The organism is Sulfitobacter sp. M85 (assembly GCF_029285915.1).
Classification (GTDB): Bacteria; Pseudomonadota; Alphaproteobacteria; order Rhodobacterales; family Rhodobacteraceae; genus Sulfitobacter; species Sulfitobacter faviae.
Window position 1 is genome coordinate 18,776 of the sequence record NZ_JABECQ010000012.1, and the last position, 12,473, is coordinate 31,248.

At 52.5% G+C, this 12,473-nt stretch carries 6 protein-coding genes and 1 pseudogene; 5 read left to right on the forward strand and 2 right to left on the reverse strand.

The window, feature by feature from the left end; translation table 11 throughout:
• Positions 1-134: 134 nt before the first annotated feature.
• Positions 135-1,826, forward strand: a complete 1,692-nt coding sequence (locus HKX24_RS16595) for a tyrosine-type recombinase/integrase (protein WP_276154131.1) — start codon at positions 135-137, stop codon at positions 1,824-1,826.
• Positions 1,826-2,854: a site-specific integrase gene (locus tag HKX24_RS16600; protein ID WP_276154132.1), complete on the forward strand. Its 1,029-nt coding sequence runs from the start codon at positions 1,826-1,828 to the stop codon at positions 2,852-2,854. Before HKX24_RS16595 ends, HKX24_RS16600 begins: the two co-directional genes overlap by 1 nt.
• Before the next feature lie 1,394 nt (positions 2,855-4,248).
• Here HKX24_RS16600 and HKX24_RS16605 read toward each other — a convergent pair.
• Both HKX24_RS16605 and HKX24_RS16610 read right to left on the reverse strand, forming a co-directional pair.
• Positions 4,249-5,019 carry a metallophosphoesterase family protein gene (locus tag HKX24_RS16605; RefSeq protein WP_276154133.1) on the reverse strand — a complete coding sequence of 257 codons (771 nt, stop codon included), beginning with the start codon at positions 5,017-5,019 and terminating at the stop codon, positions 4,249-4,251.
• A gap of 117 nt (positions 5,020-5,136) precedes the next feature.
• Positions 5,137-7,023, reverse strand: a complete 1,887-nt coding sequence (locus tag HKX24_RS16610; protein WP_276154134.1) for a nucleoside-diphosphate sugar epimerase/dehydratase — start codon at positions 7,021-7,023, stop codon at positions 5,137-5,139.
• A gap of 229 nt (positions 7,024-7,252) precedes the next feature.
• Between HKX24_RS16610 and HKX24_RS16615 the strand changes: the two genes are divergently transcribed.
• The 3 genes and pseudogenes from HKX24_RS16615 to HKX24_RS16625 form a co-directional block, all read left to right on the forward strand.
• The gene (locus HKX24_RS16615) at positions 7,253-9,385 is read left to right on the forward strand and encodes a Wzz/FepE/Etk N-terminal domain-containing protein (RefSeq protein WP_276154135.1); all 2,133 of its coding nucleotides are present in this window, start codon (positions 7,253-7,255) and stop codon (positions 9,383-9,385) included.
• A gap of 17 nt (positions 9,386-9,402) precedes the next feature.
• Positions 9,403-10,851, forward strand: coding sequence for a mannose-1-phosphate guanylyltransferase/mannose-6-phosphate isomerase (locus HKX24_RS16620; RefSeq protein ID WP_276154136.1), 1,449 nt, complete (start codon positions 9,403-9,405; stop codon positions 10,849-10,851).
• A 231-nt stretch (positions 10,852-11,082) separates the two neighbouring features.
• Positions 11,083-12,101 (forward strand): annotated as a pseudogene (locus HKX24_RS16625) (IS3 family transposase); the annotation flags it as partial.
• Positions 12,102-12,473: the final 372 nt, after the last annotated feature.

Consider the following 12,473-nt stretch of genomic DNA (forward strand, 5'->3'; position numbering starts at 1 on the left):
ATTGTTTACGATGATCTCGGGAATGCCCAAACCGCTAAACCGGCATTGTTTATCGTATAACGTCTACCCGACCGGGCCCGCGTGACGTCGCGTGTCCACCCGAGTCCCATACTGACCAAAAGGCAGCTATCCCGATGACCGATCAAACCAAAATCTTCGAAGGCCTTTTTGTGCCCCCCGCCACACCGAGCTTTGCAGACCTCATACAGAAACTTACCACTATCGACATGGTTACACCCAAGCGTCGCAAGGATCTCATTTCCGGTCTGCGGCGGGTCGCAGAAGCGCTGGAACTCACTCCATCTCAGGTCCTGGCCGATCCGCGCTGGCTGCAGCCACGGCTGGTGCGTATCGCTCCGGCCGCTCTCGGTATCACAAACAAGACGTGGCAGAATTCAATCAGTAACGCACGAAGCGCGATGGCTGCGTGCGGGATCGTCACAAAGCGCCAGCGTCGGACCTCCGATCTGTCTCCTGAATGGCGCAATCTCTGGACGGCGGTACAAGCCTCAAAGGATAGAAGTCTGCTTAGTTCCCTTCCCCGCTTCGTCTTTTTTCTGGATCGCATCGGTGTCGCGCCTAAAGACGTCCGGAGCGACCACGCATTGTTTTACCTTAAGGCGGTTACATCGGAAGAGATTAGCAAGGCCCCGCATGCCGCCTACAAGCTCGCCGTATCGGGTTGGAACCTGGCCGTCGACCGGCTACCGGTCTGGCCTCGTCAGCGGTTGGAGATGCCGTCTCAGACACGCCGCGTCATGTTGCCCGAAACGGATTACTCACCAAGCTTTCTTGTTGATGTTGATCACTACCTCGAAACGCGCAGGCGACCCGATCTTCTTGCAGCCGGTGAATACCTCCGTCCAATCACGGAATCGTCCGCGAAGACTTATCGCTACATGGTTCTGCGTTTTGCCAGCCATGTTGTCCAAACCGGGATACCGGCAAACGAAATCGGATCGATTGAGGATTTACTTTGCCCTAAGCATACCGAAGCCGGTTTGCGGCACATGCTGGCAGCGAATGGTGGTGAAAAGTCGGTGTCGATCAGCGACACAGCCAGACTACTTCTGACAATCGCGGCGCATCGCGGTCTGCCTGAGACGGTACGTACGAGACTTGCATATTTCAAAGCACGTCTAATGGTCCGTGACATCGGTGGCATGACGGCAAAGAACCGGGAGCGGCTGCGGGCATTGCGAGCCCCTGGCATTCTCACCCGCCTGATACACCTGCCCGAGCAAATCATGGCACGGCCATTGGGCCCGCATCGCGTCAAAGCGATGCGGGCCCGTGAGGATGCGATCGCGATTGCTATACTGCCCTACTGCCCGCTACGGATCTCGAACCTCTCCACGCTGGAAATCGACCGCCATCTATGCCGCCCAGATAAAGGAAAAATGTTTGTCGTGATCCCAGCCGGCGAAGTGAAGAACAACCGCCCCCTTGAGTTCGAACTGCCCGCGCATCTTGTAAGGATGATTGATACGCATTTCGCTGAACGCGCGCCTCACCTTTGCGCACAGGACTGCCCCTACCTCTTTCCAGCAGCGCGAAGTAATGGTCCCGTTAAAGCCAACATACTGTCGGAGCGGATCAAGAAGCGCCTTCGTGCCGAGATCGGCGTCGAGATGAACGTCCATCTGTTCCGGCACCTTGCCGTCATGATTTATCTCGATGCCAACCCGGGCGGCTACGAAGTCGCCCGCCAGATGCTGGGCCATTCGTCGGTCAGTCGCACCATTAATGTCTACTCAGGCCTTGAGACCATCAAAGCGACACAAGCGTTTTCTGCTGTGGTTGACAGCCTTCGAAAGGATAAATGATGGGCAAAGGCACACCACTTGAACACTGGCCTGCGCATGATCGGGCCGCCTTTGCGGCGCTCTTCGCGGAAGGCGGTTTGCTTGATGATCGGGGCGCGCTGCATCACTGGCGAAAGGTGTCCCGCCATACGATGCAGCTTCAGTACAGCCAATGGGTAGACTGGGTGTCCCGAACGGAGCCGAACGCATTGCATCTCGACCCTGTGGCGCGGGCAACACCTGAACGTCTACGCAGCTGGCTGACGTCTATGGAAAACCTCGCTCCTTCAACTTTGTTTGGCTACGTCGGCACTGTCGTTCGTCTGTGCCGATTAATCGATCCGGAGTGCGACTGGGCCAGGCACCAGGCTATTCTCGCCCGTCTGCAAGTGGCCACAATTCGCCACGGTTCCCCACGCAAAATCGGCCGTATTCTGTCCAGCGATGTGCTCTTCGAGGTAGGCGCTCAGCTCGTTCACGATAACAATGGCCCTATTACCCATCCGTATCAGGCTGTGCGACTTCGCGATGGTGTAATAATCTGCCTACTGGCGCTCATTCCAATACGGCGACGTGCTCTTTCGGAGTTGGCGCTCGGAAGTTCCCTTCATGTGGAACCTGAGCAAGCAACGATTTGTCTTGATGGTTCTATGACTAAGAACGGTCAGGTTTGGGAAGCGATTGTTCCAAACGCGGTCCGCGATGTGCTCGCTACCTACCTGCAAATCGGGCGACCTGTTCTCGCAGCCCGTGGAGCCGGCAATCACTCCGCTGTCTGGCTTGGCAAGCATGGTGCACCAATGAACATTAACCAGTTCACCCGGGCCATCGGCAATCGAACCAAACAGCAACTCGGCATGGAAGTTTCACCGCATCTTTTTCGTGATGCTGCAGCGACAACGCTTGCCCGCGCGTCTCCCTCCTCCGCCCGAATGATCAAACCGATCCTCGGGCACGCAACAACCCAGATCGCTGAAGGGCACTATATCCACGCTGATACGATCTCAGCAGGACGTCAGCTTGCCAACGCTCTCGATCAATACTGGTAATTCCTTAGACGCTGTACCGCGTTCCCCAACTATGACCTGAAGGTCAGTGGACTGCCAATCGCAGCATAGGCCAGTGTCCGGATTTCGGGACGGGGCAGGTCACAGATAAAATCTGTTCGGTACCACATTAGAATAACGCTGATGAGTGGCCATGACTAACTGCAAATAGCGCAGCAGGTGGTCATGATCGGGTCTGAAGTGCCGCTGCTCCAGTTAAGTGAGCATATGAGTAGCAAATGGCAACAAAATGACCCCTATTAACATACTCAAAAGATAGCAATTTAAATAAGACCTTTACGGTAAGATGCGAAAGTAGAGAACAAGTCTGGCCGTGTTTTCTGATGCTTTGGTGGACTACTTATAATTGCATTTTTTTTCCTTCGGGAGTGTGGCAACTCCAGTAGGGAAGGCAACGAAGTCAAAATGTATGGCAGTAGGGTGTGTGAAGCGTAAAGCTTCGAAGAATGCCTGGGCCGTTGAAGTGCTATCAAAAACTTGTTCTGCAAGCGAAACATAGACGCTCTCATGAACACTTCCCTGTAAAATAGACACAACAGCCCCCCCCCCGCGCTGCCGCAGAGCGATATGTTTTATTCTGCGGACTCAACTCAGCCAGCATGCTAGCGGGAGCAAGATCTATCCTAATATCTTGAGAGTAGAAATCTTTGATTTTTTCAAACATTAAACCGCATTCTTGTTGGAGGAGGTATATCTCATGCTTGGTAAGGAAAAAACGACTTCAGCCTGCCTAATGGTAAAATCGAGATCAAACAAGAGATCGCGCCATCCTACCGCTCTGCTTCTTATAGCTCCTTACCTGAAAAAGGCTTTGTCTTGACTTTTTAACCGGAACAGATCACCTTTAAAAAGGTAGTCCGAACCAGCTTTGAGTTTGGATCGCACAGGGAAGGCGCTAATAATTCTCGTCAAAAATTGTTGTTAGCGCCTTCTTTTTCTTTGCTGCACAGCTGGTGGTTAAAGCTATGTCTCAGTCTTCTAGAAGGGTTCCGCGCAAACCACACTGTAAAAAATACTGAATCTGAACGAGATTATTGTTGCGTAAGATGTATCTGCCTTGGTGGCGACCGCGCGCAAACGGCTAGGCTTTAGTGATCGCGCCAAACGACCTCCTGATGCATTTCGCGGTCTGGCGTCAGGTCGCAACGAACTTCTTCTATGAGGCGTCCTCACCCTCTACAGGATTCTGTATTTTCCTTCAATTAAGTGCACTGTCTGTCTAATCCCGCCAGAGCTGTGCCTTGTTCAGCTCGCCCAAGATGAGGGGCTTCTCCCCCCCTCCGGGAACTTTTGATCCTGTCGTGTAATTCTGCTCTTCTCCGAACCAGCAAAGGATACGCGCGCTCACCCCTGATAAATACGTAGGATTTATGAGCCTATAAAAACTGGCAGCTTCCCATCTTGATTTCAGCAGCAGTAAGATGGCCTGATTGGTAGGCGCCAGTGTCAATGGCGATGCGGCCGTTCTGGGCTATTGGTTCCTTAACTATAGTATGGCCGTGCACAACCCAGAGTCCATCGCTGCGAGGGCTAGAGTCGGCATGCCCCCAAAGCAACGTGCGGGAGCTTTGATTTTCAAACTCCCGGGAAGGGTCCATAGCGGCGTGTACGCAAACGACATTTCCGCTGCGCCATTGCAAAGGAAGGGCGCGTAACCAAGCCTGAAGGCCGTCTGGTAGGGCAGCTTCAAACGCATCGGAAACCTCTAAAAGATCCTCCATGTCGGATTTCACAGTCACGCCAGTCAAACCATAGCTCTTGAGGGTTTCAATGCCACCATGGCGCAGCCAGCGCAGCCCCTCACCTATCGGATCGTCGATGAACTCCAACAGCATCTTCTCATGGTTCCCCATAAGGCAGATCACCGGATAAGAAGCTTCTTGGTACAACTTGTACAACCTTGAGAGAACCGCAGCCGAATCTGGTCCTCGGTCGACGTAATCGCCCAGAAAGATCACTGGGCTTCCAGTCTCTTTTTGGCTTTCTAGGCGTATCAAAAGTTCCGTTAAGAGGGCATCGCAACCGTGAATATCGCCAATGGTATAGAAGGTCTTTTCAGGTGCAAGAGGCGCTGAGAATGTAGATTTGTGAGTCGAGTTTGATCGACGGGAGCCACCGAAAAAAGATTTGAGAGCCGACAGGGCCACGATGTAACCTCTTCAAAAGGACGAATCTATTGAGACACGAGAAACTTGCGAAGTTCAATGCCACAGTGTTGGTATGCGATATAGTATGGACTGCAATACCTTTCGGATTGTAGGCTTTCAGCCCTGTTGAGACGCTTCAGTCGGGTCCTGAAGATGATACCCTTCGACCTTCGCTGCGATCAACCGCCGCAAACGGTCGATATCACCCTCAGCGATGGAAGCTTTCAGCTCTCGCAGCATTGCAGCAACCTCGATTTGACTTAGCATACCTTCCTCAGCGCGCATAATTTTGGGGTGAGGGGTGGTACGCAAACTATCACTATCTATCAGAAGCTCTTCGTATAGTTTCTCGCCGGGCCGTAGGCCTGTAACTTCGATTCCAATATCGCCCCCCTCAGTTTGATGATCCTTAACCTTACGGCCGGATAGCTCGATCATCTGCCGGGCAATATCGATGATCTTGCGTGGCTTACCCATATCCAGAACGAAAACATCGCCGCCTTCTGCGTAAGCACCCGCCAACAACACTAGACGTGCAGCTTCTGGTATCGTCATAAAGAACCGCGTTACCTCGGGGTGGGTCACGGTTAGCGGGCCGCCCTGTTCGATCTGCTTCTGAAAAAGAGGCAAGACGGAACCTGAAGACCCTAATACGTTCCCAAAGCGCACCATGGCGCATTTGGGCGCGGGGCTGCGAGTTTGAAGATCTTGCACCACCATTTCAGCCATGCGCTTAGTAGCACCCATTATATTTGTCGGACGCACTGCTTTATCTGTCGAGATTAAGATGAAGCGTTCAACTCCAGCTGCTTGACACGCTTCCGCAACAACCTTGGTGCCCAACACGTTGTTGCGCGCGCCCTCCAGTTCGTTTTCTTCAACTAGGGGCACATGTTTGTAGGCTGCCGCATGTAGAACAATCTCAACGCCTTCTTGTTCTATGATACGGCTCACACGATCTTTATCGACAACAGACCCCAACCGACTTGATACAGGAATACCGGCGGCGTTTGCTCGAGGTCTCAGATCACGGTCGATAGAGTAGAGAGCAAATTCCCCTTGCTCGAACAGTACGATACGAGCAGGTTTACGATTGATCAACTGGCGGCAAAGTTCGGAGCCAATCGAACCGCCGGCACCTGTCACCATGACCACACGTCCGGCATAAGCTTTGAAAATTTCGGGCGTATCAAGATCAACCTTATCGCGACCGAGTAGCTCGTCTGGATCAACAGGACGTAGGTTTTCAAGGACACTCTTTCCCGACATCAGATCAATATAGGACGGCAGCACCTGCACCTCCGCACCCATATTGGAAAGGGTTTCAATCAACACGTCGCGGCGATCTGAAGTCAGAGAAGGAATAGCCAGAAGAATTTTCTTTACCTTTCGGCGGGGAATTAGTCTCTGCAGCTTATTAGGCGCATGCACCGGTAGGCCGCCGATCAGAAGGCCCTGAAGGTTGGGATTATCATCAAAAAAACAAACCGGCTGAGCCTCGTGGGACCGATGTAATGCAGATGCCAGCTGGATTCCCGCAGCCCCTGCGCCATAAATTGCCACACGCTGACGAGAGCCGCTACGCTCAGCTTCCCAATTTAGCAGCGCCAGCCCCGTCAATCGAGTTCCGACCGAACTAACGAAAAACAAGGTTCCAAAAATGGCTGGCACCGACCGTGGCCCTGACAAGCCCATCAGGTAGCTTAACACGATAGCAAGAAATGCCATGCTGACAGCTGCAATGCCGATTTTAGTCATCGCTCGTGTTTCGAAGGCGTTAAGCTTAATATGTTGCAGCCGGCAAACAGAGATGACCCCAACCCCCAGCAAGGTAATCAACGCGAAGAGCGGCAGCGCGTCGCGCATCATGTGCCAAGGCGACAAAGTCCCATAGCGTAGTGCGAAGGCTAGATAAAAGCTAAGAGGTATAAGTAATGCGTCGACAACGAAGAAAATCTTTCGCTTTGTCGAACGCGGCAAGGCGTGAAGGTCTACCATGTACATTTATCAGTCCGGAACTTGCTCTAGCGCGCTAGAATTGGTCAAAACTTACGCACTAAGGCATTTTAGCGTGTTACGCAAACTTACTTACAATATGATTGAAGTTCGCGCCGGGCGCAGCGTCATCGAGGCCCAGGACGCTGCAATCCTACCTCTGCCGGCAACGTTGCCAATCCGTTCCTGATATGGGAAAGAGCTACAGGGTTTAGAGTTATCACAAAACGAGCATTTCATGAAAAATAGAGCGGTTTTAGAACCGATGAACCAACCGGTTGGGGTGCAAGCTACCAGCGATGAGATTGACCTAGCCGAAATTTTGCGCACTGTTTGGCGTGGCAAGTTTTGGATCGGGCTCTGTGCAAGCGCCGCGCTACTACTTGGGTTCTGGTATGCATTTTTCGTAGCAACGCCTATTTACACAGCTAGCTCACTCGTCGCCCTCGAAACCCAGCAAAAACAGACGATCGATATTGAAAGTGTTGTCGGCGGACTGGGTGGAGACCAATCTTCAATCAATACTGAAGTCGAAGTCATCCGGTCGCGCGAACTGGCCGAACAAGTAGTGCTTGAGTTAGACTTACTCTCAGACCCTGAGTTCAACAAAGGGCTGCTACCGGAACCAGCCTTCTCAATCAGTAACATAATCTCTATTATAAGGGGCTTTTTTAATGTCCCCGAGACAGCAGAAGCGCCCTCTACGGAACGTGAAGTACTTGATGCTGTAATTGATAAACTCCTACAGTCGGTCTCTGTCTCAAACATTCGCCAAAGCTATGTTTTTCGGATCACAGTAGATGCTGAAAGCTCATCCAAAGCTGCCCTAATCGCCAATACATGGGCAGAGCTTTATATCCGCGACCAAATCGAGATAAAGTTTGAGAAAACTAAACAAGCTAGTGAATGGTTGACTGATCGTGTCAGCCAGTTGCAGATCGAACTAGAAAATGCTGAAGCTGAACTTAAGGAATTCAGCAGCAGCACTAAGCTGGTTAGTCCTGAAGCTCTAACAGTATTGAATTTGCAGTTAAAAGAGCTGCGTGATCGCTTAGCAGACACCACTGAAACGGCTGAAACGCACACCCAAAAAATTGAATCTATGCAGGCTGCTGCAGCTTCCGGCAGTATGGTCCAGATGGCTGAAGCAGCCAATGATCGGGGGCTGGAAGCTCTAGCCTCGCGGGTCGAAAACGGTACTGCCACCCGTTCAGATTTTAATTCTCTTTTTGATCAAATCTTAGACCGCGCCATACTAGAAAGTGCCCGAGCATCTACTCAGGCAGATACCTTACGGCAGTCTATTGAGCGAACCGAACGTCAAATCGAAGCGCAATCTTCAGAGTTGGTGACGTTACAGCAGTTGCAGCGCGAAGCCGAAGCAAGTCGTCTGATCTATGAACACTTCCTTGGTCGTCTGAAAGAAACCAGTGTACAACAAGGTATACAGCAACCCGATAGCCGCATATTGTCGCGCGCTGTAGTCCCACAGAACCCGTCAGCGCCACGCAAATCAATTATCCTTGTGCTGTCATTGATGTTAGGTGGCATGGCCGGGACCGCGCTTGTTTTGGGCAAAGAGTTTTCCCAAACGACCTTCCGTACACCTGAGGATTTGGAAGCGCGCACCGGCCACACAGTGCTGGGACAGATCCCTGCCATACCCGCGCGACGTCGCAGTAACGTTTTGAAGTATCTTACGGACAAACCCAATTCTGCTGCTGCTGAAGCAATCCGTAACCTGCGCACCTCAATCCTGATGTCTGATCTCGACAACCCTGCACAGATTATTATGTCTACATCCTCGGTACCGGGCGAAGGCAAAACTACGCAGTCGCTAGCACTGACGCAGAACCTGTCCGGTATGGGAAAGAAAGTGTTGCTGATTGAGGGTGATATTCGCCGCCGCGTTTTCGCAGAGTATTTTCACATTCAAGGAAAAAAAGGCCTAGTGTCGGTGCTAACCGGTGAAGAAACGTTTGAGAACGTTGTCGTGCATGAGCCAACCTTGAATGCGGATCTGCTGGTAGGAGACAAGTCTTCAATCAATGCAGCCGATGTATTTTCCTCGGAAAAATTCCGATTTTTCCTTAATGACTTACGTAGCAAATACGACCATATCATCATCGATACGCCACCTGTACTGGCTGTGCCCGATGCGCGCGTGATTGGGCCTTTGGTCGATAGAATCCTCTACACCGTAAAATGGGATAGCACGCCTCATAGGATGGTACGTGAAGGGCTCAAGTCGTTTGAAAGCGTTAATCTACAAGTAACTGGCCTAGTACTAGGCCAGATCAGCCCTCAAGGTATGAAGAAGTATGGCTATGGCAACAGCTATGGTGCTTACTCAGCTTATCATGATAACTAAGAACGAAAGGCTATTTAATGTCTCAAGTCGTTCATCCTGTTCTTCTTGCCGGCGGGTCCGGAACCCGGCTTTGGCCGCTGTCACGTAAAAGCTACCCAAAGCAATTTGCAAAGCTGATGGGGCAGCAAAGCCTGCTTCAAGCTTCAGCGCTTCGAGTTACTGGCGATGGTTTTGCCGCACCAATGGTCCTGACCGGCGCGGACTTCCGCTTCATTGTAACCGAACAGCTTGCCGCAGTAAAAATTGCGCCAGCCAGCATCTTGATTGAACCAGAGGGGCGCAACACTGCGCCGGCCATCCTTGCCGCCGCATTAACTCTAGCGAGGCATGCCCCCGAAGCTCTTATGCTGGTGGCCCCCTCTGATCATGTGATCCCAGATGCAGCGGCTTTCCGCGCAGCTGTGAAGATGGCGACTCCAGTAGCACTAAGTGGACAGCTAGTGACTTTTGGTATTCGACCCGATCGGCCCGAGACAGGTTATGGTTGGCTAGAAATGAGCACGCCGTCAGATGTAGACTTTACCCATGTACCGCAGCCGCTGAAACGTTTTGTTGAAAAGCCTGATATGGCCACCGCCAAAGCAATGCTTGCTGGAGGTCAGCACCTCTGGAATGCTGGCATTTTCTTGTTCTCAGTCAAGACTATTATCGCTGCTTTCGAAGCTCACGCACCTAGAATGCTGAGTCAAGTACGCTCCGCTCTCGAACAGGCAGAGCTGGATTTGAGTTTCACCAGACTAGCTCCTGAACCTTGGGAAAAGATCGATGATATATCCATCGACTATGCGGTAATGGAAAAGGCCGATAACCTGAGTGTCATGCCCTATAGCGGAGCTTGGTCAGACCTAGGCGGTTGGGATGCTGTTTGGCGCGAGGCCGGGCCAGATGAGACCGGTGTCGTAGTGTCCGAAACAGCCACCGCAATCGAATGCCAGAATACTTTGCTGCGTGCTGAAGACTCTCAGCAGCAATTGGTGGGTATCGGCCTGCGTGACATCATCGCGGTTGCCATGCCCGACGCTGTATTGGTAGCCCACAAGGATCGTGCTCAAGATGTAAAAAAAGCTGTCGCCGCACTTAAGGCAAAAGGGACAACACAAGCCGATACCCTGCCCCGAGATTATCGCCCATGGGGGTGGTTTGAAAGTCTCGCTACTGGATCACGCTTTCAAGTCAAACGCATCGTAGTCCAACCCGGGGCTGCGCTCAGTTTACAAAGCCACCACCACCGGGCCGAACACTGGATTGTAGTTGTGGGTACCGCTCAGGTGACCATCGGTAAGAAAGTCAAACTTGTGAGTGAAAACGAATCCGTCTACATCCCTCTTGGCACCACTCATCGACTGGAAAACCCTGGTAAGGTGCCAATGATGCTGATCGAGGTCCAAACTGGCAGCTATCTGGGAGAAGACGACATTATCCGCTATGAGGATGTCTATGCTCGGGGGCCAGGCGCCAAAGGATAAGCCCTTTCGATTCTTCATTTCGTTTATTAGAAACTTTTGGCTGCCGTCGATGTCTGCTAGTTGAACCCGCGCACGCAGCGTATCGGGTCCGCACCCCATCTTGGGCGCAATAGACTTGATTGCCGCCGTCGCCATATCCACGGGCCCTGATGCTCTGCCCCCTGAAAACTGGACCGTCTGAATTTGGAGTTTTCGGCTATTCTTTCCAGGCTGGGAGAGGAGCGGAAACACATGAAAGCATCAAAGTTCACGGAAGCGCAGAAGGCGTTTATCCTGAAGCAGGGCGAGCAAGGTACGCCAGTCGCCGAGATTTGCCGCAAGGCCGGTATCAGTCAGGCGACCTACTTTAACTGGAAGAAAAAGTATGGCGGCCTGCTGCCGGACGAGATGCGTCGACTGAAGGCGCTCGAGGACGAGAACACGCGGCTGAAGAAGATCGTTGCAGACCTGACGCTCGACCGTGAGATGTTGCAGGATGTCATACGGCGAAAGCTCTGAAGCCTGGCCGTTTGCGCGAACTCGTCACCGGGATGTGCGTCGACTGGGGCGTGTCGATACGGAGGGCTTGTGGGGCCATCTGTTTCGACACGTCCAGCTACCACTATAAGTCCCGGCGGACGGATCAGGCTGCTGTTGAGAGGCGGATTAAGGAGATCTGCGAGACACGCGTCAGGTACGGCTACCGGCGCGTCCATGTTCTGCTGCGCCGGGAGGGCTGGACCATCAACATCAAGAAGACACGCAGAATTTACAATGAGTTGGGTCTGCAGTTGCGAAACAAGCACCCGAAACGGCGTGTGAAAGCCAAGCTGCGTGACGATCGAGAAGAAGCAACCGGGCCGAATGACGTTTGGGCGATGGACTTCGTCCATGATCAGCTCGCGATGGGCAAAAAGCTGAGGATCCTGACCGTGGTCGACACGCATTCTCGGTTCTGCCCGGTCGTGGATCCGCGGTTCAGCTACCGCGGCGAGGACGTGGTTCAAAGGCTTGAAGAAGTCTGCGGCAGGATCGGCTATCCGAACACCATTCGTGTCGATAATGGCAGCGAATTTATCTCTCGGGATCTCGATCTCTGGGCATATGCCAACGACGTCACGCTGGACTTCTCACGGCCAGGTAAGCCGACGGACAATGGGTTCATCGAAGCCTTCAACAGCAAGCTTCGATCGGAGTGCTTGAACGCACACTGGTTCATGAGCCTTGCCGACGCCCGTGAAAAGTTGGAAGGTTGGCGTCGACACTACAACAGCACGCCAGAACACCCACGTTATCGAGTGCCGGGAGGTTCTTTATCGATGGCATCCTTGGTTTGGCCAGTCGGTCTATACCCATCACGAGATCGATAAGCCTGGTGATGCAGTGTTTCGGTGCAATCTTACTGGCGGCCGGTCGGACCGATTTCTGGAAGTCCCCGTATGGATGTTTGATCGGGTCGCTTGTGCCTCCTGTCACGAGGCCGATACGGCAAATGTGGGCCTATATGCGCTGGCGGCCCTTGCAGACCTAATCCGCGATGCCGACTGTACCTCGTTCAATAAATCCGACTCCTCCTCAACTACTGACGCAGCATTGGACTCTGAGCCCACGATTCGGAGGTCGGCCAATGCCGCGCAAAATGA

Coding starts and splice junctions, on each gene's coding strand:
- HKX24_RS16595 (WP_276154131.1), top strand. CDS start 135: ATGACCGATCAAACCAAAATCTTCGAAGGCCTTTTTGTGCCCCCCGCC.
- HKX24_RS16615 (WP_276154135.1), top strand. CDS start 7,253: ATGAAAAATAGAGCGGTTTTAGAACCGATGAACCAACCGGTTGGGGTG.
- HKX24_RS16620 (WP_276154136.1), top strand. CDS start 9,403: ATGTCTCAAGTCGTTCATCCTGTTCTTCTTGCCGGCGGGTCCGGAACC.
- HKX24_RS16600 (WP_276154132.1), top strand. CDS start 1,826: ATGGGCAAAGGCACACCACTTGAACACTGGCCTGCGCATGATCGGGCC.
- HKX24_RS16610 (WP_276154134.1), bottom strand. CDS start 7,023: ATGTACATGGTAGACCTTCACGCCTTGCCGCGTTCGACAAAGCGAAAG.